The sequence below is a fragment of the Streptomyces griseofuscus genome (genome assembly GCF_014673495.1).
GTDB lineage: Bacteria > Actinomycetota > Actinomycetes > Streptomycetales > Streptomycetaceae > Streptomyces > Streptomyces murinus.
This window is the reverse complement of the sequence record NZ_CP051006.1, coordinates 3,479,399-3,502,221: the sequence shown is the minus strand read 5'-3', so window position 1 is coordinate 3,502,221 and position 22,823 is coordinate 3,479,399. Positions and strand designations below refer to the sequence as shown.

The following is a 22,823-nucleotide window of genomic DNA, read 5'->3' as shown; positions in this document are numbered from 1 at the left end:
TTTCAGAAGTCGCGAAAGTTTTTCCGCGCAGGGTGTGACACTTTTGGATCCCTCGACGCAGTACTGAGTGAGCCGACTGGTCATCGGCCGTAGCACTGAGCCGGGGTTCCCCCCGTACCCGCGGCTCGTGCACCTGGCGCGGGCGGGACATGTTCCCCCGGTCCCGCCCGCGCCCCAAAGCCCAGCCGCTCGGCCCGCCGGCCTCACCGGTACACGACGACCTTGTCGCCCACCCGCACCTCGGCGAACACCTGGGCGATCGCCCCCTCGTCCCGTACGTTCACGCACCCGTGCGAACCCCCGGCATAGCCGCGCGCCGCGAAGTCGTACGAGTAGTGCACCGCCTCACCGCCGCTGAAGAACATCGCGTACGGCATCGGCGAGTCGTACAGGGTCGACACATGGTGGCGGGACTTCCAGTACACGTGGAAGGTGCCCTCGCGGGTCGGGCTGCGCAGGGTGCCGAAGCGCACGGCCATCTCGGACACGGTCCGTCCGTCGACCATCCAGCGCAGCGTCCGGCTGGTCTTGCTGATGCACAGCGCCCGGCCCGTCAGACAGCGCGGATCGGGCGCGGCGGCGGGCTGGCCGCCCATCAGATACAGCTCCCACCTGCCCGGCGGCCGGGTCATCGCCACCAGCCGCCGCCAGGTCGCGGCGTCCGTGACACCGGTGACCGGCAGCCCGCGCTTGCCCTGGAAGCCCCGTACGGCCCGCTCGGTGAGATCGTCGTACGAACCCGTGGGCCCGTCGAACAGCCAGTCCACCTGCCGCAGCCGCGCCTGGAGTTCCCGTACGGCCGATCCGGTGTCGCCCGGCCGCAACGGCACCCCCGTGTTCCCCGCGGACACCGGGCCCCCGCCCAGGGGCCGGCCGTCCGCGCCCAGCGGCTGCACGGTGCATCCGCACAGCGCGACGAGGGCGGCGAGAACTCCGAGCGCGGCGAGGGTCCTGCCCCTGGTCCTCATCCCTGGATGCTTCCCCGCGTGACCCCCGCCGAACTACGAGGCATGGTGAGGAGGTACGGAACGTACTGCGGAGGCATCCATGGCGCGTGAGTCGGAGTCGGGCCTGCCGATCGAGCCGGTCTACGGGCCGGCCGCGCTGACCGGCTGGGACCCGGCCGAGCAGCTCGGGGAGCCGGGGTCGTACCCCTTCACCCGGGGGGTCTACCCGAGCATGTACACCGGCCGCCCCTGGACGATGCGCCAGTACGCCGGGTTCGGCACGGCGGCGGAGTCCAACGCCCGCTACCGGGAGCTGATCGCCCACGGCACGACCGGACTGTCCGTCGCCTTCGACCTGCCCACCCAGATGGGCCATGACTCCGACGCGCCCCTCGCGCACGGCGAGGTCGGCAAGGTCGGCGTGGCGATCGACTCGATCGAGGACATGCGGGTGCTGTTCGACGGCATCCCGCTGGACCAGGTCTCCACGTCCATGACCATCAACGCCCCGGCCGCCCTCCTCCTGCTCCTGTACCAGCTGGTGGCGGAGGAACAGGGCGTCCCGGCCGACCGGCTGACCGGCACCATCCAGAACGACGTGCTCAAGGAGTACATCGCCCGCGGCACCTACATCTTCCCGCCGAAGCCCTCGCTGCGGCTGACGGCGGACATCTTCCGGTACTGCACCGCCGAGATCCCCCGGTGGAACACGATCTCGATCTCCGGCTACCACATGGCCGAGGCCGGCGCCTCGCCCGTACAGGAGATCGCCTTCACCCTCGCCGACGGCATCGAGTACGTGCGCACGGCGGTCGCGGCCGGGATGGACGTGGACGACTTCGCACCGCGCCTGTCCTTCTTCTTCGTGGCCCGTACGACGTTCCTGGAGGAGGTCGCCAAGTTCCGTGCCGCGCGCCGGATCTGGGCGCGGGTGATGCGGGAGGAGTTCGGCGCGAAGAACCCCAAGTCGCTGATGCTGCGCTTCCACACCCAGACCGCCGGGGTCCAGCTCACCGCGCAGCAGCCGCAGGTGAACCTGGTCCGGGTCGCCGTCCAGGCCCTCGGCGCGGTCCTCGGGGGCACCCAGTCCCTGCACACCAACTCCTTCGACGAGGCGATCGCGCTGCCCACCGCCACCTCCGCGCGGCTCGCCCTGCGCACCCAGCAGGTACTGGCGTACGAGACGGACGTGACTGCGACCGTGGACCCCTTCGCCGGTTCCTACGCGGTGGAGCGGATGACCGACGACATGGCGGCCGCGGTCGTCGAGCTGATGGACCGGGTCGAGGGGCTGGGCGGCGCGGAGGCGGCGATCGAACAGGGCTTCCAGAAGGCCGAGATCGAGCGCAACGCCTACCGCATCGCCCAGGAGACCGACTCCGGGGAGCGAGTGGTCGTCGGCGTCAACCGCTTCCGGCTGGACGAGGAGGAACCGTACGAGCCGCTGCGGGTGGACCCCGCCATCGAGGCCCGCCAGTGCGAGCGCCTCGCCGCGCTGCGCGCCGGACGCGATCAGGGCGCGGTCGACGCCGCCCTGGCCGCGCTGAGGAAGGCCGCGGGAGGCGAGGACAACGTCCTCTATCCCATGAAGGAGGCGCTGCGGGCGCGGGCCACGGTGGGCGAGGTGTGCGGGGCCTTGCGGGAGGTGTGGGGGAGGTATGTGCCGACCGACGCCTTTTGACCGGGACCCGCTGTCGTACCTCCGTGCGACACTCCTTTCCATGTTCGGTGTCATCCATCTCCCCACGTATCTCGCGGGCGTGGCCCTGATCGTGCTGCTCCCTGGGCCCAACTCGCTCTACGTCCTGTCCGTCGCCGCCCGCCGAGGGGTGCGCGCCGGGTACACCGCGGCCGCCGGAGTGTTCTGCGGGGACACCGTGCTCATGACCCTGTCCGCCGCCGGGGTCGCCTCGCTGCTCCAGGCCAACGCGCTGCTGTTCGGGATCGTGAAGTACGCCGGTGCCGGCTATCTGACCTGGCTGGCGATCGGCATGATGCGCTCCGCCCGGCAGCTGTGGCGGACCCGGCGGGAGCAGGCGGCCGAGGAGACGGCCGTGGAATCGGCCGGCGCCACCGAGGAGCGCCCCTACCGGCGTGCCCTCGTCGTCAGCCTCTTCAACCCGAAGGCGATCCTGTTCTTCGTCGCCTTCTTCGTGCAGTTCGTGGACCCGGGCTATGCCTATCCGGCCCTGTCCTTCGTCGTGCTCGGGGCCTTCGCCCAGATAGCCAGCGTGCTCTACCTGAGCGCCCTGATATTCGGCGGCACCCGGCTCGCCGCCGCCTTCCGGCGTCGCAAGCGCCTGTCCGCGACGGCCACTTCGGCGGCCGGTGCGCTCTTCCTCGGGTTCGCGGTCAAGCTGTCGCTGGCCTCGTAGCCCGGTCCCCGCGGCTCGACGGGGACGGCGGGGTTCAGCGGATGCCGACGCCGTCGAGGTAGGCCGGCAGGTCCTCCGTCGCCGTCTCGCCCGCCCAGCCGACATAGCCGTCGGGGCGGATCAGGAAGACGCCGGGGCCGTAGGACTCGGGGGTGGACGGCAGGGTCCGTACGCCCGCGCGCGGGGGAGCGGTCGCGCCCAGCAGGGTCCAGTGCGGGCCCCGGAAGAGGTCGAAGAGGCGCCCGCCGGGCACCTCGGCGGCACCGGGCACCTCGGCGTCGGGCGCGCGGTCGCCCGCGCGCACCGGCCCCGGGTCGGCCCGGGTCTCGGTGCTGAGCGACGAATCCCGGTAGCCGACGCCGAGTTGGACGGTGGCCCGGCCCCGCTGGACCTCGCCGCGGTGCACACCGGTGGACAGCTCCAGCACGGCCGCGGCGTTCGCCCGCCGCTCCTCCTCGTACGTCTCCAGCAGGGTCTCGGGGGCGCCGTCCAGGACCGCGGCCAGCTTCCAGCCGAGGTTGTAGGCGTCCTGGACGCTGGTGTTCAGGCCCTGTCCGCCGGCCGGTGAGTGCACATGCGCGGCGTCGCCCGCGAGGAACACCCGGCCCACCCGGAACCGGTCCGCGAGCGCCGCCCGGGGCCGGAACCCCGAGGCCCAGCGCACCTCGGTCACGTCCTCGGCGGCGAGGTGGGTGTACCGCGCGACCAGCTCGCGCACGCCGTCCGGGCTGACCTCCGGCTCCGAGCCCTCCGGCAGCCGCGCGGCCAGCTGGAACTCCTCGGTGCCGGCCAGCGGGCACAGTCCGAGGACGCTGCCGTCCGCCGCCGGGAAGGCGTGCCAGTACACCCGGTCCAGGCCGCGCAGCCGCAGGTCGGCCACCACGAACGGCGCCGGGTCGACGGTCTCGCCGGTCATGTCGACGCCGAGGGCCCGCCGGATCCCCGAGCGTCCGCCGTCGGCGCCCACCACGTAGCACGCGCGGACCGTCGTACCGTCGGCGAAGGCCACGTCCACGCCGTCCGCGTCCTGGGTCAGGCCCGTGACCTCGCGGCCGAAGGCGACCTTGCCGCCCAGTTCCGTGAGCCGGGCGTACAGGATCTCCTGGGTGCGCCACTGCGGGATCATCCGCGGCGCGGGATACGGGGTGCCCGCGTCCGGCTCGAACCGCTCGAACATCGACTCCTCGCCGACCCGCTCGCCGCCGCGCCACACCATCCGGTCCGGGTAGGGGCCGCTCGACGCGAGGACGGCGTCGATGACGCCCAGGTCGTCGAAGACCTCCTGGGTGCGGGGCTGGATCCCCTTGCCGCGCGAGCCCGGGAACAGGGCCTCGGCGCGCTCCACGAGCCGGGCCGCGACCCCGCGCCGGGCGAGGTCGATGCCGAGGGCGAGCCCGGTGGGGCCCGCGCCCACGATCAGGACGTCCGTCGTCTCCATGGCCCATCTCCCCTTAACGTTGTTAAGTTCCATCGGGCACGAGGGTCCCCTTAACGCTGTTAAGGTGTCAAGTGTGAGTGCGGAACGACGATCGCCCCTGGACCGTGCGCGGGTCGCCGACACGGCGCTGCGGCTGCTGAACGAGGTCGGCCTCGACGGGCTGACCCTGCGTGCCATCGCGAAGGAGCTGGACGTCAAGGCGCCCGCCCTGTACTGGCACTTCAAGGACAAGCAGGCGCTGCTGGACGAGATGGCGACGCGGATGCACCGGCGGATGCTGGCCGACACCGCGCTCGACCCCGCCGACACCTGGCGGGAACGCCTGCTGAAGATCAACCGCGGTCTGCGCACCGCGCTGCTCGGCTACCGCGACGGCGCCAGGGTCTTCAGCGGCTCACTCTTCACCGACACCGGCCACGCCCCCGTCCTGGAGGAGAACCTCCGCCTGCTGACGGCCGCCGGACTGACCCTCGCCCAGGCCGTCGACGCGGGCCGCACCGTCCACGCCTACACCGTCGGCTTCGTCACCGAGGAACAGGGCATGCGCCCCCTGTCGGGCGACCGGGAGGCCCGCACCGACATCGCGGACCGCGCCCGCCGCATGCCCGACCACCCCCTCGCGGCAGCCGCCGGCGAACACCTCTTCCACGACTACGACCGCCAGTTCGAGGAAGGTCTGGCGGTCGTGATCGCGGGGATCGGGGCGCGGTACGGGGTGGAGTGAGGGGCCGGGCTGTCGCTCAGCGCCGGGCGGCGCGCGCGTTGCGGATGGCGCGGGTGAGGACCGGCGGAAGCAGGTCCACGGCGGCCCGGCGGACCCGCCGGCCGGCAGCGCGGCGCGGCGCGGGAGCGGACGCGGGCGCGACGGGGTTCGGTGCCGGGGCGGGCACGGCGGCGGGCAGCGCGGCCGACACGGAGGCCGCCCCCGCCTCGGCCCGCGCCGACTCCTGCTGCGCGTGCTTGGACAGCGGGAACTCCGGGGCCCGCGTGTTCTTCGACTTCAGCCGGATGATCCGGTGCCCGGCGGCCTGAACCAGTCGAAGAGCACCTGGTCGAGCACCGGGAACCAGCCGGGGACGTCATCGAGGCGGTGGGGCGGGGGTGGCTCGAACTCAACGGTGCCTGCCCGAGGGGTGGCTTCAGAAGCCAATGCGAGGTGAACGGCCGGACAAATTACGCCCTCTCAATGCCTTTCTCAGTCGTGGGCCGAACGGTTTCTCCACGAAGCGGTGGATGAGCCAGGCCAGGGTCAGCATGGTCAGGACGGTCGCTGCGAGGGTCGCCGCCGAGGGGAGGCCGAGGAAGCGGTGCAGGATGCGGATAACGAACCAGCCCAGGTGTTCGTGGACCAGGTAGAAGGGGTAGGTCAGCGCGCCGGCCGTGGTCAGCCAGCGCCAGGAGGCCCAGCGGGTCCAGCCCAGGGCGACCGCGGCGACGACGGCGAAGGAGAGGGCGACGATCAGGACGACCACATAGGGGTCGCGGTGCGGATCGGAGTGGCCGGTGCGGTGCCACAGGCCCCGCGTGGCCTCGCTCTGGCCGAGCAGCAGGGCCACCGCGACGATGCCCCACAGCAGCAGATCGCTGCCGAAGCGGTGGATCAGATAGAGCGCGAGACCGCCGATGAAGAACGGCGCGTACTCGGGCATGAGGACCTGGTCGGTCAGCGCGTTGCCGGTCGTGCGGCAGAGCACCAGCGCGAGCACCCACACGGAGCAGAAGAGCACCACCCGGCGGTAGGTCACCCCCCGCACCACGACGAACAGGGCGAACAGCGCGTAGAAGCGGACCTCGGCCCACAGCGTCCAGCACACCCCGAGCACCCGGGTCGCGCCCATCGGCTGCTGGAGCATCGTCAGGTTGACCAGGAACTCGTCCAGCCGGACCGGTGCGATGACGGCGGGCAGGACCAGGGACGCCGCGGTCACCAAGGCCAGCGCCACCCAGTAGGCGGGGTAGAGCCGGGACACCCGGGAGCGGAAGAAGTCCCCCAGGGTGCGGCCCCAGCTGCTCATGCAGATCACGAAGCCGCTGATCACGAAGAACAGCTGCACGCCGAAACAGCCGTAGACGGCCGCCCGGGACAGGGTCGGGAAGACCACGGACGGGCTCTGGTGCCAGGACTCGGAGATCGTGCCGCCGCGCCCGGTGTAGTGGTAGAGGCACACCATCAGCGCGGCCACCAGCCGCAGCCCGTCGAGGGCGAGAAGGCGGCTGCGGCGTTCGGCGGGCGCGGGCGTGGCGGTCCCCTCCGGGGTGGGTATCGGGACGTCGTCGAGGGCGGGGGAAGAGGTAGTGGTCATGGCGCTCAGCCCCGTACCGTTCTGCGCAGACTGCGCGCCTTCTTCGCCACCCTGCGCACGGTCGCGTTGCGCGGGATGAACGCCAGCTGCGCGGGGATCCCGCCGGGCAGCGCCAGCGACGTCAGCCGCCGGCGCTTGAAGTAACGGGACGTCCGCGGACCGAAGTTCGCCGCGAGCCACGCCTCGGCCTCCGCGCGCAGCCCCGGCAGGATCTTCGGCTGCATCGCGAAGCCCACCACCCGCACCAGCGCGCCCAGCCGCTCCACGTCCATGCCCGGCCGCCGCTCGGTGACCGCGGCCCCGTCCGCCAGATCGGGCAGCAGCGCGTCCACCACGGTGACCGGGATCCGGTTGCTGTTCTCGTACGGCGCGAGCCGCTCCAGCAGCAGCTCCGTGCCGACCCGGGCGACCGGCAGGCCGTAGAGCGCGGAGGCCGTCAGCAGGGCCGTGGAGAAGCAGCCCACGACCAGCGCGGGACGCATCCGCTGGTACAGCACCTCGGCGAGCACCGGCGTGTCCACGACGATCAGCTCCACGCCGAGCCGCTCCGCCTCCTGCTCAAGCGAGCGCCTGTAGCGGGCCGGGGCGGTGGGGTGCGGCTTGAACACGACCTTGTGGTGGCCCAGTCCGGCGGCGCCCTTCAGCATCCGCACATGCAGGTTCTCCTCCTGCTCGGCGGTGAGGATGTCCAGCGCCGACAGGTACTGCCCGAGCAGCAGCGCGGGCTCCTCGACCACCGGCAACTCCTCGGCCACCGGCGCGAGTTCCGCGAGCACCTTGGTGAAGGCGGAGGTCGGCACCAGCTCGCCGGGCACCCCGAACTCGGTCAGCAGCAGCGGCGTGAGGCCCGGCACCAGGTCCAGGTGGAGCACCCGGTCGACGCGGGTGCCGACCAGCGGGTCGATCTTGTTGCGGGTCGGGCCGTACGACATCAGGCCGTCGGCGTAGACCGTGACCGGCGCCCCGTTGAAGATCTGCCCGAGCGCGAGCGCCGGGTTGACCTGGATCGACTCCACGACCAACTCGACGTCCTCGGCGCCAAGGCGCCACTCGTGCCGCAGAAAGCGTTCCCACAGCGGCATGTCGTCCACCCGGGGGGCCCAGCCGCCCGGGTGGAAGGGGAAGATCGTCTCGTTGTACGAGATCACCTCGTCGAACCGGTCGCGCAGCCGCTCGAACCCGGGCATCTCGTCCGGACCCGGCGTCGTCTCGGGCGTCGCCGCGTTGTTGCAGACCAGCAGGATTCGCCGGTCGGCGGAGTCGAAGCAGCCGGAGTCCAGGGCGGCGGCGAGGGTCGCGATGCCGTACAGCGTCGACGCCTGGAAGATCTGGGTGGTCACGCGGCGGCTCCCGCGGTGGCGGGGCGGCGGCGCAGCCGGCGCAGCTTGGTGGCGCGCTGGAGGTCCATGGAGTCCAGCGCGTCGTCCAGCACGTCCTGCGGCATGCGGCGCAGCGCGGCGGCACTCAGGGATTTCAGTTTCTTCGCCACCGCCGGCTCGAACCTTTCGATGGATCCCAGATGATGGGAAATGATGGCGCAATATGTACGGACCGCCTTCGGCAGCAGCGCGTCCGCGTCCCGGTCCTTCGCGGTTTCCGCGATCACCTGATCGAATGCCCGAATGAAATCGAGCTGACGGACATCGCCGATCTGGGTGAGCGAGGAGGCGACCCCGCGCCGGTAGAACACGCCGAGCAGGCTCACCGCGGCGAAGGTTTCCGCCTCCCGGTGCAGCTTCCAGATCCACGGCCGGTCCTCGGCCGTGCGCAGCCCGTCGGTGAAGTGCAGCAGGCCCTGGTCGACCAGCCTGCGGTGGTAGGCGCCCGCCCAGGCGAACGCGTAGTCCACCGAGGTGGAGCGGTCCGCGGGCAGGATCGCCTCCCGCGGGCTGAGCACCCGGCCGCGCCGGCCGACCGGCACCCGCTGCACCTGGCGGGCCCGCGCGGTGCACTGCACATGGTCGGTGCGGATGAAGTCGACGCCCAACTCCTCTATGGCGCCGACCAGTTGGGAGAAGTAACCCGGGGCGAGCCAGTCGTCGCCGTCCAGGAACGTCAGATACTCGCCGCGCGCCCGGTCGATACCGGTGTTGCGCGCGGTCGCCAGACCTCCGTTCTGCTCGTGCCGGACCAGGACCGCTCCGGGCAGCTCGCGCTCCGCGCGCGCGAGAATCTCGGGTGTCCCGTCGCGGGAACAGTCGTCGACGAGAATGAATTCGAAGTCCTCACGCGCGTTCGCCTTCAGGCTCCTGAGCGTGTCGGGTGCGTATTGCTGCACGTTGTAGAACGGCACGATGACGGAGAGCTTGACCACGTCAGGGACGTTAGGGGGGATGCCCGTCATTCGTCTTGACGCTCTGCTTGATACTGGGTGAATGGCACGTGGCGAAGCTGTGAACCGGGCCTTTTTCGGTGCCCTCCACGAGCCGATTCGTCATTCGGCGATGTGCTGTTAACCGTTTGTTGCATTCGGGTTGGGCGGAACGGCGGAATCGCTTTCTAGCGTCTTGGACGTGCCAGCAAGTGCAACGAAGTCCCTGCGGGTCGCCGTCCTCGCGGACTCCGACACCCGGTGGAAGTGGGGCGCGCTCACCGCGCGACGACTCACTCCGGCGGCTGCCGAGGTCCGGCTCGACGGCTACCTCCTGCGCGGACGAGCCACCCCGACCGCCCGCCAGCTCCAGGAGGTCGGCGTCCGCGCCGACTCCCTCAGCGAGGTCACCGGCGTCGAGTTCCTGCACGCCATGAGCCAAGAGCCGTACGACATCCTGGTGTTGGCGCTCGTCGGCGGCGGAGTGCAGGCCATGCTGCACGGCCTGCGCGACGCGTGGGGCACCGGCCCCCGGCCCGTGGTCGTCACCGGCTACGTCGGCGTCGTCTACGAGAAGCTCGCCGACGGCCTGCTGCTGCGGCACGGCGCCGACCTGGTCCTCGCCAACTCCCGCCATGACGCGGACCGGTTCCGCGCCGTGTACGAGGGGGTCGGCGCGGACGCCTCCTCGGTCACCGAGGTCGCGCTGCCCTTCCTCGGCGGGGCGCCCTACTCCGGTGAACACGAGCCCTACACCGTGGTGTTCGCGGCCCAGCCGTCCGTCCCGGACAACCGCCGCGACCGCACCTACCTCCTCGACCGCCTCATCCGGCACGCCCGCACGCACCCCGAGCGGGAGGTGCTGCTCAAGCTGCGCTCCAAGCCCGGCGAACACACCACCCACATCGAGGAGTTGCCCTACCAGAAGCTGGTCCAGGGCAAGGACGTACCCGACAACTTCCGCCTGGTGTACGGCCACATGGGCGAGGTCCTCGACCGCACCGACCTGCTGGTCACGGTCAGCTCCACGGCCGCCCTGGAGGCCCTGCACCGCCGGGTCCCCACGGTCGTACTGACCGACCTCGGGGTGCGCGAGGCGCTCGGCAACCACCACTTCACCGGCTCCGGCTGCCTCGCCTCCTGGGACCAGCTCGACGCCGGACACCGGCCCGCCCCCGACGAGGAGTGGGTGGCCCGGCAGGGGGTCGCCACCGACGGCTCGTACGAGACCGCCTTCGACGCGGCCCGCGAGCGCATCGCCACGCTGCTCGACCGCGCCGGCGGACTGCCGCCCCTGACCCCCTACTACACCCCCGAGACCGCGCCCGGCTATCTGCCCGGCATCCTCGCCCGCCACCACCTCGGCCCCGACGGCGCCCCGCTGCCCGGCGCGCCCACCGCCGACAAGGCGCCGGGACCGGTGCGCCAGATCGTGCGCCGGGCCGCGCGCGGCGCCTACCGGCACGGCGTCCAGCGGGTCGCCCCGGTGATCCGGCGGATGGGGGAGCTGTGACCTCACAAGGAGATCGGATGTCCCACCCGGAAGCGAGCCAGGGCGCGACGGTGCGCCGGGTGCTCGCGGTGATCCCCGCCCGCGGCGGCTCCAAGGGCGTGCCCGCGAAGAACCTCGCCCCGGTCGGCGGCGTCCCGCTGGTGGCCCGCGCGGTGCGCGAGTGCCGCGCCACCCGCCTGGTGACCGATGTCGTGGTCTCCACCGACGACCAGGCCATCGCCGCCGCCGCCCGCGAGGCCGGCGCCGAGGTGGTGCTGCGCCCGGCCGTCATCGCCGGGGACACCGCCACCTCCGAGGCCGCCGTGCTGCACGCCATGGACGCCCATGAGGCCCTGCACGGCGCGGCCGTCGACATCGTCCTCCTCGTGCAGTGCACCAGCCCCTTCATCGTCCGCGAGGACATCGACGGAGTGGCCGGCGCGGTCGCCGAGGACGGCGCGGACACCGCGGTGACGGTGGCCCCCTTCCACGGCTTCGTCTGGCGGGAGAGCGACGGTGACGGCGCGGGCGAGGGCGAGGGCGGTGTCGGGGTGAACCACGACAAGTCGTACCGCCCCCGCCGCCAGGACCGCCCCCAGGACTTCCTGGAGACCGGCACCGCGTACGCCATGGACGCGGCCGGCTTCCGCGAGCACGGGCACCGCTTCTTCGGCCGCACCGAACTCGTGCGCACCGACCCCGCGCGGGTCCTGGAGATCGACGACCCGCACGACCTGGCCCGGGCCCGCGCCCTCGCCCCCCTCTTCGACGCGGACCGCCCCGGTTCGCTCCCGACGGCCGACGACATCGACGCGGTCGTACTCGACTTCGACGGCACCCAGACCGACGACCGGGTGCTGATCGACTCCGAAGGACGGGAACTCGTCTCCGTGCACCGCGGGGACGGACTCGGCATCGCCGCGCTGCGCAAGAGCGGCCTGAAGATGCTGATCCTGTCCACGGAACAGAACCCTGTGGTCGCCGCCCGCGCCCGGAAGCTCAAGCTTCCCGTGCTGCACGGCATCGACCGCAAGGACCTCGCCCTCAAGCAGTGGTGCGAGGAGCAGGGCATCGCGCCGGAGCGCGTGCTCTACGTCGGCAACGACGTCAACGACCTCCCGTGCTTCGCCCTCGTGGGCTGGCCCGTGGCGGTCGCGAGCGCTCATGACGTCGTACGCGGCGCCGCACGCGCGGTCACCACGCTGCCCGGCGGTGACGGCGCGATCCGAGAGATCGCCAGCTGGATCCTCGGCCCCTCTCTCGATTCCCTCCCCAAGTAAGGAACCCCCTGATGAGCACCAACTCCCGTCTGCGTACGTTCGGGTCGCGCGAGGTCGGCCCCGGTCGTCCCGTCTACATCTGCGGCGAGATCGGCATCAACCACAACGGTGAGCTGGAGAACGCCTTCAAGCTGATCGACGTCGCCGCCGACGCCGGCTGCGACGCCGTCAAGTTCCAGAAGCGCACCCCCGAGATCTGCACCCCGCGCGACCAGTGGGACATCGAGCGCGACACCCCCTGGGGCCGGATGACCTACATCGACTACCGCCACCGCGTGGAGTTCGGTGAGGACGAGTACCGCCAGATCGACGCGTACTGCAAGGAGAAGGGGATCGACTGGTTCGCCTCCCCGTGGGACACCGAGGCCGTCGCCTTCCTGGAGAAGTTCGACGTGCCCGCCCACAAGGTGGCCAGCGCCTCCCTGACCGACGACGAGCTGCTGCGCGCCCTGCGCGCCACCGGCCGCTCCGTCATCCTCTCCACCGGCATGTCCACCCCCAAGCAGATCCGCCACGCGGTCGAGGTCCTGGGCTCGGACAACATCCTGATGTGCCACGCCACGTCGACCTACCCGGCGAAGGCCGAGGAGCTGAACCTCCGCGTGATCAACACGCTGGAGAAGGAGTTCCCGAACGTCCCGATCGGCTACTCCGGCCACGAGACGGGCCTCCAGACCACGCTGGCCGCCGTCGCCCTCGGCGCCACCTTCGTCGAGCGCCACATCACCCTCGACCGCGCCATGTGGGGCTCCGACCAGGCCGCCTCGGTCGAGCCGCAGGGCCTCACCCGCCTGGTGCGCGACATCCGCACCATCGAGTCCTCGCTCGGCGACGGCGTCAAGAAGGTCTACGACTCCGAGCTCGGCCCGATGAAGAAGCTGCGCCGCGTCGCCGGTGTCGTCGCCGAGGCGGAGATCGCGGCCGCCGCCGGCGAGCCGGTCACGGTGTGAATCCAGGTCACTTACGACGGGACGGTCGCACCCCGATGAGCCCCCGCACCGGCCGCACCGGCCACCCCACCCGCACGCTCGCCTTCGTGGAGAGCCCGGTCCAGCTGCTCAACGTGCTGGAGTGGGCACATCTGCGCGGGCCGCGCGAGCCGGACCCCGACCCGGGTCCGGGCGGAAGCGTCCGGCTGGGGGGCGGGGGGAAAGGGGGTGCGACCGGCTTGCCGGGTTCGGGCCTGCCGGGTTCGGGGCCGTCTGTCTCCGATCCGTCTGTCTCCGATCCGTCCGGCTTCGGTCCGTCGGACGGTGACGCGGACCCGGCGGCGGTGTCACCGTCTACGCCTATGTCGTCCACGCCGTCCGCGTCGGCGTCGGGCGCGCCCCCCGTACCGGCCTCCGGCCTGCCCTCCTGCGGCCCGCTCTCCTCCGTTCCCGCGCAGGTGCGGCGGACGGTGGCCGGCGCCACGGCCGCACCGGCCGACGCGGAGCTCACGGTCGTCGTACTCGCCCCGACCGACCCCATGACCCGGGGCCAGCTGCGTCGCATGGCCGACCTGGCCCGGGACGAGGGCTACCGGGTGCGCTGGGAAGAGGCCCGCGGCGGCCCGACCGCGCCCTTCGCCACCATCGGCGGGCTCAGCGGCCTGCTCCGCCGCGCCGACCGCGTGGTCATGGGCGACCCCTTCTCCCGCTATGTCCAGCTGCTGCTGACCATCACCCGGGCGCGCGACCTGGTGGTGGTGGACGACGGCACCGCGACGATGGAGTTCGTCGCCCAACTCGCCCGGGGTGAACGCCTGGTGCGCTGGCACCGCAAGGGCGGCCGCCCCGGCCCCCGCGATCTGCTCTTCGCGCCGGTGTCCTCCTCGGCCCGCCGCCGGCTGACGCCCAGCGCGCGCCGCCGGGTGGAGGTCTTCTCCTCGATGCCGGTGCACGAGACCCCCGACGGTGTCACGGTCACGGCCAACGACTTCTCCTGGACGAGGGCCCGCTTCGGGCCGCCGCGCATCACCAAGGGCGCCGACATGGTGGGCACGTCCCTGGTGGAGACGGGCGTGGTCGACGGCGACTCCTATCTGGAGGCCGTCCGCACCCTGGCCAAGGCCCACGGCACCACCCGCTACTTCGCCCACCGCCGCGAGAGCACGGACAAACTCCACCGGCTGGCCAAGGAGACCGGCCTGGAGATCGTCCGCCCCGACCTCCCGCTGGAACTGATCGCCCGGCGCGGCCCCATCGGCCGTACAATCCTCAGCTTCCCCTCCACCGTCGTCCACACCCTCCCGCTGGCCCTGGCCGGCACCGGCGTCCGTGTCGCGGTCTGTGACATCGACCCCGCCTGGCTGACGGAGAACGCCTCCCCCCGCGCCCAGGGCTTCCTGTCGGGCGTGACGGGAACGGCCAGGGACGTCCACCGGCTGACGAGCGTCACCGCGGTGTGAAGGCCCGAGGGGGGCGGTTCTACGGCTGTTCCTCGTCCGCCTGGTCCGCCCTGTCCTCTTCGTCCGCCTCCGCCTCCGCCTCCGCCGCCGCCATGATCGCCGTCTCGTAGCTGTCGAGGACCTGTTCCACGGTGCGGTTCGTGTGCTGTGCCAGGTCGACGACGGCCGAGACCGCCCAGTTGGCCAGGGACAGGGCGAAGGCCATCAGCTCGTCCTCGCCGCGGCCCTCCTTGACCGCCATCAGGTAGGTCAGGTTCAGATAGGGCACGAGGTCGGGTTGCGAGGCGTGGGCCGCGTTGCCGCGGAGCATGCCGATCGTGGTCCGGGTGGCCTCGGAGCGCAGCGGCAACAGGCGGTCCCGTTCCGCGTGCACCTCCATGAGCCACTGCCGGCGTTCGTCCTTGTCGTCCACGCCGTACGTCTACCCACCGCCTCGCCGTCTTACGGCCTCCTGGCCAGGATGAACGTCCTCGCCCTGCTCTCCCCGCCCATCGGCGCACGGCAAACGGTCGCGGTCAGAGCCGGCCCCGCCTCCACCAGCAGGGCGATGACCTGGCCGGCGAGGAGGGCCGGGGCGCAGGGTGCGGTGGAACTCGCCGAGGGACGCGGGAGGGATGTTCAGGGACATCATCGAGCCCGCGTGGAAGCGCAGTTGGGGGTGGGCCTCGCGGGCCGGCGCCACCATCTCGGGCGAGAGGTCGATCCCGAACGCCGGCACCCCCAGCTCGTGCAGCAGTGCGGTGACACCACGGGCCCGCTCCCGGGGTCGGTCACCGGCGCCCCGCCCCGAGGAAATCCTCACTCGTCTCGGTCACGGATCGCGACCCTACTGGCTGCGGGCCGAGTGGAGGTCCGGTTCGTGGACATGGCGAGCGTGACTCGGGCAAGGCGTGGTATGCGTGGAAGAAGAAAAAAGTGGTTTTACCCATCACAGTCCACAGTCATGCGTCCAGCGGTCAGATTTTCTTCCCCTAACGGGCTGAACTTTTGTTGATCCAGGGGCAGTTGGCCACCCGGGCGTCCTACCCTTCAGAGGGTGAAGCAATTGATGTCCCTAGAGTCCGAGTCCGGCCTCGCGGGGGATGCGCTCCCCGGCGTGCTGAGCGAGTCCCTGCACGCCGAACTCGTCGCCTTCCGCCGCGACTTGCACATGCACCCCGAGCTGGGCAACCAGGAGTTCCGTACGACCGCCGCGATCAAGGAGCGGCTGGAGAAGGCCGGGCTGCACCCCCGTGTCCTCGCCACCGGAACCGGGCTCGTGTGCGACATCGGCGTGAAAGAGGGCGAGCGCCCCGATGTGCCGGTGCTGGCGCTGCGGGCCGATATCGACGCGCTGCCCATCCCGGACACCAAGGCCGACTGCCCGTACCGCTCCACCGTGCCCGACCGCGCGCACGCCTGCGGCCACGACATGCACACCACCATCGTGCTCGGCACCGGCCTCGTCCTCGCCGACCTGCATGAGAAGGGGCTGCTCACCCGCCCCGTACGGCTGATCTTCCAGCCCGCCGAGGAGGTGCTGCCCGGTGGTGCCCTCGGCGCCATCGAGGACGGTGTGCTCAACGGCGTCGGGCGGATCCTCGCCGTGCACTGCGACCCCCGCGTCGACGCCGGCCGCGTCGGGCTGCGGCACGGGCCCATCACCAGCGCCTGCGACCGCCTGGAGGTCCTGCTGGACGGCCCCGGCGGCCACACCGCCCGCCCGCACCTGACCACCGACCTGGTCACCGCCGCCGCCCGCGTCGCCGTCGACGTCCCCGCGCTGATCGCCCGCCGCGTCGACACCCGCGTCGGCCTCGCCCTCACCTGGGGCCGTATCGAGTCGGGCCATGCCCCGAACGTCGTACCGCAGCACGCCGAGCTCTCCGGCACCGTGCGCTGCCTGGACCTGGAGGCCTGGCGGCAGGCGCCCGACATCGTGCACGCGGCCATCGACGAGGTCGCCACCATGCACCGGGCCAAGTCGGAGATCAACTACGTACGAGGGGTGCCGCCCGTCGTCAACGACAAGGGCTCCGCCGAACTGCTGCGCCGCGCGATGGCCGCCCGCCGGGGCCGGGACTCCGTGGAGAGCACCGAGCAGAGCCTCGGCGGCGAGGACTTCTCCTGGTACCTGGAGCATGTGCCCGGCGCCATGGCCCGCCTCGGCGTCCGCCGCCCCGGCGAGCGCACGGTCCGCGACCTGCACCAGGGCGACTTCGACGCCGACGAGCACGCCATCACGGTCGGCGTGGAGATGTTCACCGCGGCCGCGTTCCTGGACGTCAGCGACGTCTGAGGCGACAGCGGCGACCGGGGCGAGAGCGGCGACTGGTCAGGCGGCGGGGGTGCCCCTTGCGGAGGGGCGCCCCCGCCGCCCGTAAAGGTTCACCCGCTTCGGCGCAACACACTCGCAAGCCAATCGTGCACTGTGCGCAACAGCCGCGTGAGAGGACTCGGAGAACGAGTTCAGACGCTGTTTGCCTCGAATCGATAACGGCTTCGAGAGGGGGTTTTTTGCGACATCTACGCGCGTTACGATGCCGCGAAGCCGACGCCGCCGGGGTGTTCGGCTCAAGCGCCGACATGGCGCTCAGGTCAGGTGAAGGAGCCTTCCCGTGCGCCGGGTAGCCAAGCTTTCCGCTGCGTGTCTCGCCACCGCAGCCCTCGCCCTTTCCGCCACCGCGTGTGGCAAGACGTCCTCCGACGATGCCAGCTCTTCCTCCTCGGGCGGCGCGAAGGGCGGCATCAAGATCGGTCTCGCCTACGACGTCGGCGGCCGTGGTGACCGGTCCTTCAACGACTCCGCCGCGCGCGGTGCCGACAAGGCCGAGAAGCAGTTCGGCGGTTCCATCAAGGAGCTGACCGCGAAGACCTCGGACACTCCCGCGGACCGGGTGCAGCGTCTCACGGACCTGGCCCAGGCCGGTTACAGCCCGATCATCGCCGTCGGTTACACCTACGCGCCCGCCGTGCAGCAGGTGGCGAAGCAGTTCCCGAAGACCTCCTTCGGCCTCATCGACTCCGTTGTGGACGGCAAGAACGTCAACAGCATCACGTTCACCGAGGAGCAGGGCTCCTACCTGGCCGGTGTCGCGGCCGCGCTCAAGACGAAGAAGGACCACGTCGGCTTCATCGGTGGCGTCGACAGCCCGCTGATCAAGAAGTTCCAGGCGGGTTACGTCCAGGGTGTGCACGACACCAACGCGAAGATCAAGGTCGACGTCCAGTACCTGAGCCATGGCACGGACACCTCCGGCTTCTCCAGCCCGGACAAGGGCCAGCAGGCCGCTCAGGGCATGCTCGACAACGGCGCCGACGTGGTCTACAGCGCGGCCGGTTCCTCCGGCACGGGTGCCATCGAGGCCGTGAACGGCGTCAAGGGCGCCTGGGCGATCGGCGTGGACTCGGACCAGTACAACATTCCGGGCCTCGCGAAGTACAAGAGCTCCATCCTCACCTCCGTGGTCAAGAACGTCGATGTCGGTGTCTTCGACTTCATCCAGTCCGTCAAGAACGGCAAGCCGCTCGCGGGCAACAACGTGTACTCCCTCGCCAAGGGCGGTGTCTCCCTGGCCACCAGTGGTGGCTACCTGAAGGACATCCAGCCCAAGCTGGACGCCGCGAAGCAGAAGATCGTCGACGGCAAGATCAAGGTCAAGACCACCCCTTGATCTGACCTGAGCAGCAGGTAAGGGTCCGGTCCACCCGGACCCCGGCTCGGCGCGGGGAGCCGTTCGCGCTCCCTTCGCCGGGCCATAACAATGTGTCAACTCTACGCGTGTAGCTAAGAGTTGCCGCGCTAGCGTCGCCGACGCCTGCCCTCCCTCCCCTTACGCAGCCCCTTTCCCCGAGGAGAGTGCGCCATCAACGCGTCCAGCCCTCCCGCTGCCGTCGAACTGCGCGGCATCACCAAGCGTTTCCCCGGCGTCGTCGCCAACCGCGACATCGACATCACCGTCACCAAGGGCACCGTCCATGCCCTGTGCGGTGAGAACGGCGCCGGCAAGTCCACCCTGATGAAGATCCTCTACGGCATGCAGCAGCCGGACGAGGGCACCATCACCATCGACGGCGAGCGGGCCGTCCTGAACAACCCCGGCGACGCCATCGCCCTCGGCATCGGCATGGTGCACCAGCACTTCATGCTCGCCGACAACCTCACCGTCCTGGAGAACGTCGTCCTCGGCGCGGAGAAGCTCCACGGCATCGGCGGCAGGGCCCGCGCGAAGATCAAGGAGATCTCCGACGCGTACGGCCTGAACGTGCGCCCCGACGTCCTCGTGGAGGAGCTGGGCGTCGCCGACCGCCAGCGCGTGGAGATCCTCAAGGTCCTCTACCGCGGCGCCCGCACCCTCATCCTCGACGAGCCGACCGCCGTCCTCGTGCCGCAGGAGGTCGACGCGCTCTTCGACAACCTGCGCGAGCTGAAGGCCGAGGGCCTCACGGTCATCTTCATCTCCCACAAGCTGGGCGAGGTGCTGTCCGTCGCCGACGAGATCACCGTCATCCGGCGCGGTACGACGGTCGGCACCGCCGAGCCGGCCTCCACCACCCCCCGCCAGCTCGCGGAGATGATGGTCGGCAGCGAGCTGCCCACCCCGGAGACCGAGGAGTCCACGGTCACCGACGTCCCGATGCTCACCATCGAGGGCCTGCACCTGGGCCAGACCGACCTCGACGGCATCGAGCGCGTCATCCTCGACAAGGTCTCGCTGACCATCCACAAGGGCGAGGTCCTCGGCATCGCCGGTGTGGAGGGCAACGGCCAGTCCGAGCTGGTCGAGGCCATCATGGGCATGCGCCACCCGGACGCCGGGACCATCACCCTCGACGGCGCCGACATCTCACAGCGCGCCACCCGGCAGCGCCGCGAGGCCGGCATCGGCTACATCCCCGAGGACCGGCACCGCCACGGCCTGCTGCTGGAAGCCCCGCTGTGGGAGAACCGCATCCTCGGCCATGTCACCGAGAAGCCCAACTCCCGCGGCTTCCTGCTCGACAACAAAGCCGCCCGCGCCGACACCGAGCGGATCGTGGCGTCGTACGACGTCCGCACCCCCGGCATCGACGTCACCGCGGCCTCGCTGTCCGGCGGCAACCAGCAGAAGCTGATCGTCGGCCGCGAGATGAGCCACGCCCCCAAGCTGCTCATCGCCGCCCACCCCACGCGCGGTGTGGACGTCGGCGCGCAGGCGGCCATCTGGGACCACATCCGCGAGGCCCGCCGCGAGGGCCTGGCCGTGCTGCTGATCTCCGCCGACCTGGACGAGCTGATCGGCCTGTCCGACACCCTGCGGGTGATGTACCGCGGCCGCCTGGTCGCCGACGCCGACCCCGCCACCATCACCCCCGAGGAGCTGGGCTCCGCCATGACGGGTGCGGCCACCGGCCACCTGGAGCACGCAGAGGACGACGCCCGATGAAGAAGCTGACCTCACGGATCGACAAGGAGCGGCTGCTCCTCGGCATCGCGGCCCCGCTGCTCGCGATCGTCGCCGCGCTCGTCATCACCGCCCTGGTGATCCTCGCGACCGGCAAGAACCCCGGCCCCGCCTTCAGCGACATGATGACCTACGGCTTCGCCAGCGACAGCCAGGTCTACATCCTCAACAAGGCGACCACGTACTACCTCGCGGGCGTCTCGGTGGCCATCGGCTTCCGGATGAACCTGTTCAACATCGGTGTCGACGGCCAGTACCGGCTCGCCGCGTTCTTCGCCGCCGTCCTCGGCGGGGCGCTGACCCTGCCGGGCTGGCTCTCCATGCTGCTGATCCTGATCTGCGCCATGGCGACCGGCGCGGTGTGGGCGGCCATCGCCGGTGTCCTCAAGGTGACCCGGGGCGTCAGCGAGGTCATCTCGACGATCATGCTGAACTCGATCGCCACCGCGATCATCGGCTACCTGCTCCAGCCCGGCAAGCTCGCCCACCTCTACCAGGGCGGCACCGTCGTCGCGACCAAGCCGCTCCCGTCGGCCTCGCACTTCTTCCTGATCAACGCCGGCCCGGCCGGTGAGCTGGACGGCTTCATCGTGATCGCGGCGATCGTCGGCATCGCCTACTGGTTCGTCCTCGGCCGCACCCGCTTCGGCTACGACCTGCGCACCGTCGGCCAGTCCGAGAGCGCGGCCACCGCGAGCGGTGTGTCGGTGAAGAAGATGGTCGTCACCAGCATGATCATCTCGGGTGCGGCGGCCGGTCTGATCGGCATGCCGACCCTGCTCAACGAGAGCTACCAGTTCAGCAGCGACTTCCCGACCGGCATCGCCTTCACCGGCATCGCCATCGCGCTGCTCGGCCGCAACAACCCGATCGGCATCGCGCTCGGCGCCCTGCTGTGGGGCTTCCTGGAGCGCACCACCAACCACCTGGAGTTCCAGGGCTACGACAAGGAGATCCTCGGCGTGATCCAGGGCGTCATCGTCCTGTGCGTCGTGATCGCCTACGAGGTCGTACGCCGCTACGGCCTCAAGCGCCAGCAGCAGAAGGTCGGCGCCGAACTCGCCGCCCAGGCCGCCGCCCCGACGAAGAAGCTGGAGGTGGCGTGATGACTGCCACGATGACCGACACGCCGCCGCCGGCGGCGCCCAAGGCCGCGGGTGCCGCGACGCCCAGGAGTTCGAGCCGCTCCCTCGGCCAGATCCTGCTCCTGGTCGCGGGCGGGCTGCTGCTCCTGGCCGCGGTCCGGGTGATCACCGGCTCGCAGGACCTGGACTCCGCGGGCCAGGTCAGCGCCGCCCTCGGGCTCGCCGTACCGATCGGTCTGGCCGGTCTGGCCGGTCTGTGGTCGGAGCGGGCCGGCGTGGTCAACATCGGCCTCGAGGGCATGATGATCCTCGGCACCTTCGGCGCCGGCTGGGCCGGCTGGCAGTCCAGCCCCTGGCTCGGCCTGCTGTGCGGCATCGGCTTCGGTGTCGTCGGCGGTCTGGTGCACGCGGTCGCCACCATCACCTTCGGCGTCGACCACATCGTCTCCGGTGTCGCCCTCAACCTGCTCGCGCTCGGTGCCACCCAGTACCTCGCCAAGCTGAGCTTCACCGGCGGCGCCGCAGCCAACGCGGGCGGCAACCCCAAGCAGTCCCCGCCCGTGGACGCCCTGCCGGACATCACGATCCCCGGTCTGTCCGACGGCCTCCAGTCCATCGAGAAGCACCACTGGTTCCTCGTCTCCGACCTCGCCGGCGTCATCGGCGGCCTGGTCACCCACCTGTCCGTGGTGACCATCCTGGCCGTGGTGCTGTTCGCGGGCAGCTGGTGGCTGCTGTGGCGCACCCCCTTCGGGCTGCGGCTGCGCTCCTGCGGTGAGAACCCGGTCGCGGCGGAGTCGCTCGGCGTCAACGTCTACAGCTACAAGTACGCGGCCGTGGCCGTCTCCGGCGGCCTCGCCGGCCTCGGTGGCGCCTTCCTCGCGCTGGTCACCTCGCACACCTATCTGGAGGGCCAGACCGGCGGCCGCGGCTACATCGGTCTCGCCGCGATGATCTTCGGCAACTGGCGGCCGGGCGGCCTTGCCATGGGCGCGGGCCTGTTCGGCTACTCCGACGCCCTCCAGCTGCGCAACGGCGGTACGACCGTGCACGCGCTGCTGCTCCTGCTGGTCGTCCTGCTCGTCGCCCTGGCAGCCTGGAAGGTGTATCGCAAGGCCGCGTGGCACGGCGCGATCAGCCTGGTCGTGGCGGCGGCCGTCCTGGTCTGGTACCTGTTCACCGACGAGGTGCCGAGCGACTTCGTGGGCGCCACGCCGTACGTCGTCACGCTGCTGGTGCTGTCGCTGTCCGCGCAGCGGCTGCGGATGCCGAAGGCGGACGGCATGCGGTACCGGAAGGGCCAGGGCAAGTGACGAAGAACGCGGCCGGTTTCGACTGGGAGGCGCTGCGCGCCGAGGCCCGGGAGGCGATGGCCCACGCCTACGCCCCCTACTCCGGCTACCCGGTCGGTGTGGCGGCGCTGGTCGACGACGGCCGCACCGTCACCGGCTGCAATGTCGAGAACGCCTCGTACGGCCTCGGCCTGTGCGCCGAGTGCGGCCTGGTGTCGCAGCTCCAGCGCACGGGTGGCGGCCGTCTGACGCACTTCACCTGTGTGGACGGCGCGGGCGCGCTGCTCGTGCCGTGCGGGCGCTGCCGTCAGCTGCTCTACGAGTTCGGCGGTGCGGACCTGCTCCTGGACACCCCCGCGGGCGTCCTGCCGCTGTCCGAGATGCTGCCCCAGGCCTTCGGCCCGGACCATCTCACCAAGTAATTCCGTACGGCCCTCCTGGCGCATCCGCACAGGAGGGCCGTACCCCTTGCACCTCCCGGAAGGAAG

Annotated in this window: 20 protein-coding genes; 13 read left to right on the top strand and 7 right to left on the bottom strand. The window is 71.1% G+C overall.

Annotated features, from left to right (window positions below):
- Positions 1-203 precede the first annotated feature (203 nt).
- Positions 204-968 (bottom strand): L,D-transpeptidase family protein, encoded by a 765-nt coding sequence (locus HEP81_RS15370; RefSeq protein ID WP_037656049.1) that lies wholly within the window; start codon positions 966-968, stop codon positions 204-206.
- A 79-nt stretch (positions 969-1,047) separates the two neighbouring features.
- On the opposite strand from HEP81_RS15370, the gene HEP81_RS15365 reads away from it, so the two are divergent.
- Positions 1,048-2,628 carry an acyl-CoA mutase large subunit family protein gene (locus HEP81_RS15365; RefSeq protein ID WP_037656050.1) on the top strand — a complete coding sequence of 527 codons (1,581 nt, stop codon included), beginning with the start codon at positions 1,048-1,050 and terminating at the stop codon, positions 2,626-2,628.
- A gap of 40 nt (positions 2,629-2,668) precedes the next feature.
- Positions 2,669-3,322, top strand: coding sequence for a leucine efflux protein LeuE (gene leuE / locus HEP81_RS15360; protein WP_037656051.1), 654 nt, complete (start codon positions 2,669-2,671; stop codon positions 3,320-3,322).
- A 34-nt stretch (positions 3,323-3,356) separates the two neighbouring features.
- Here the strand turns inward: leuE and HEP81_RS15355 are convergent, their stop codons facing one another.
- Positions 3,357-4,760 (bottom strand): FAD-dependent monooxygenase, encoded by a 1,404-nt coding sequence (locus HEP81_RS15355; RefSeq protein ID WP_037656053.1) that lies wholly within the window; start codon positions 4,758-4,760, stop codon positions 3,357-3,359.
- A gap of 73 nt (positions 4,761-4,833) precedes the next feature.
- On the opposite strand from HEP81_RS15355, the gene HEP81_RS15350 reads away from it, so the two are divergent.
- Entirely contained in the window at positions 4,834-5,484 is a 651-nt protein-coding gene (locus HEP81_RS15350) for a TetR/AcrR family transcriptional regulator C-terminal domain-containing protein (protein WP_037656054.1), read from the top strand.
- A 16-nt stretch (positions 5,485-5,500) separates the two neighbouring features.
- Here the strand turns inward: HEP81_RS15350 and HEP81_RS15345 are convergent, their stop codons facing one another.
- From HEP81_RS15345 to HEP81_RS15330, 4 genes are all read right to left on the bottom strand, one after another.
- On the bottom strand, positions 5,501-5,674 hold the full coding sequence (locus HEP81_RS15345) for a hypothetical protein (RefSeq protein ID WP_157854437.1): 174 nt from the start codon (positions 5,672-5,674) through the stop codon (positions 5,501-5,503).
- A gap of 225 nt (positions 5,675-5,899) precedes the next feature.
- Entirely contained in the window at positions 5,900-7,063 is a 1,164-nt protein-coding gene (locus tag HEP81_RS15340) for an acyltransferase family protein (protein ID WP_078967380.1), read from the bottom strand.
- Positions 7,064-7,068: 5 nt separating this feature from the next.
- Complete coding sequence (locus HEP81_RS15335) at positions 7,069-8,403, bottom strand: alpha-2,8-polysialyltransferase family protein (RefSeq protein WP_037656062.1); 1,335 nt, start codon at positions 8,401-8,403, stop codon at positions 7,069-7,071.
- Positions 8,400-9,377: a glycosyltransferase family 2 protein gene (locus HEP81_RS15330; RefSeq protein WP_037656063.1), complete on the bottom strand. Its 978-nt coding sequence runs from the start codon at positions 9,375-9,377 to the stop codon at positions 8,400-8,402. Before HEP81_RS15330 ends, HEP81_RS15335 begins: the two co-directional genes overlap by 4 nt.
- Positions 9,378-9,576: 199 nt before the next feature.
- On the opposite strand from HEP81_RS15330, the gene HEP81_RS15325 reads away from it, so the two are divergent.
- The 4 genes from HEP81_RS15325 to HEP81_RS15310 all read left to right on the top strand — a co-directional run bounded on the left by HEP81_RS15325 (position 9,577) and on the right by HEP81_RS15310 (position 14,535).
- Positions 9,577-10,887, top strand: a complete 1,311-nt coding sequence (locus HEP81_RS15325) for a DUF6716 putative glycosyltransferase (protein WP_037656173.1) — start codon at positions 9,577-9,579, stop codon at positions 10,885-10,887.
- A gap of 17 nt (positions 10,888-10,904) precedes the next feature.
- Positions 10,905-12,146 (top strand): N-acylneuraminate cytidylyltransferase, encoded by a 1,242-nt coding sequence (locus tag HEP81_RS15320; RefSeq protein WP_037656064.1) that lies wholly within the window; start codon positions 10,905-10,907, stop codon positions 12,144-12,146.
- Positions 12,147-12,157: 11 nt separating this feature from the next.
- The gene (locus tag HEP81_RS15315; RefSeq protein WP_037656066.1) at positions 12,158-13,096 is read left to right on the top strand and encodes an N-acetylneuraminate synthase family protein; all 939 of its coding nucleotides are present in this window, start codon (positions 12,158-12,160) and stop codon (positions 13,094-13,096) included.
- 341 nt (positions 13,097-13,437) lie between these two features.
- On the top strand, positions 13,438-14,535 hold the full coding sequence (locus HEP81_RS15310; RefSeq protein ID WP_375139849.1) for a hypothetical protein: 1,098 nt from the start codon (positions 13,438-13,440) through the stop codon (positions 14,533-14,535).
- Between the two features lie 19 nt (positions 14,536-14,554).
- Here HEP81_RS15310 and HEP81_RS15305 read toward each other — a convergent pair whose 3' ends face one another.
- Positions 14,555-14,947, bottom strand: a complete 393-nt coding sequence (locus HEP81_RS15305; RefSeq protein WP_078967381.1) for a hypothetical protein — start codon at positions 14,945-14,947, stop codon at positions 14,555-14,557.
- Between the two features lie 636 nt (positions 14,948-15,583).
- Here HEP81_RS15305 and HEP81_RS15300 point away from each other — a divergent pair.
- The 6 genes from HEP81_RS15300 to HEP81_RS15275 all read left to right on the top strand — a co-directional run bounded on the left by HEP81_RS15300 (position 15,584) and on the right by HEP81_RS15275 (position 22,757).
- The gene (locus HEP81_RS15300) at positions 15,584-16,813 is read left to right on the top strand and encodes an amidohydrolase (RefSeq protein ID WP_172624670.1); all 1,230 of its coding nucleotides are present in this window, start codon (positions 15,584-15,586) and stop codon (positions 16,811-16,813) included.
- Between the two features lie 319 nt (positions 16,814-17,132).
- On the top strand, positions 17,133-18,188 hold the full coding sequence (locus HEP81_RS15295) for a BMP family lipoprotein (protein ID WP_037656073.1): 1,056 nt from the start codon (positions 17,133-17,135) through the stop codon (positions 18,186-18,188).
- Between the two features lie 192 nt (positions 18,189-18,380).
- The gene (locus tag HEP81_RS15290; protein WP_375139892.1) at positions 18,381-19,940 is read left to right on the top strand and encodes an ABC transporter ATP-binding protein; all 1,560 of its coding nucleotides are present in this window, start codon (positions 18,381-18,383) and stop codon (positions 19,938-19,940) included.
- Positions 19,937-21,064, top strand: a complete 1,128-nt coding sequence (locus HEP81_RS15285) for an ABC transporter permease (RefSeq protein WP_037656079.1) — start codon at positions 19,937-19,939, stop codon at positions 21,062-21,064. The genes HEP81_RS15290 and HEP81_RS15285 overlap by 4 nt, the downstream gene beginning before the upstream one ends.
- Positions 21,064-22,356 (top strand): ABC transporter permease, encoded by a 1,293-nt coding sequence (locus HEP81_RS15280; RefSeq protein ID WP_037656081.1) that lies wholly within the window; start codon positions 21,064-21,066, stop codon positions 22,354-22,356. The genes HEP81_RS15285 and HEP81_RS15280 overlap by 1 nt, the downstream gene beginning before the upstream one ends.
- Complete coding sequence (locus tag HEP81_RS15275) at positions 22,353-22,757, top strand: cytidine deaminase (protein ID WP_037656084.1); 405 nt, start codon at positions 22,353-22,355, stop codon at positions 22,755-22,757. Before HEP81_RS15280 ends, HEP81_RS15275 begins: the two co-directional genes overlap by 4 nt.
- Positions 22,758-22,823: the final 66 nt, after the last annotated feature.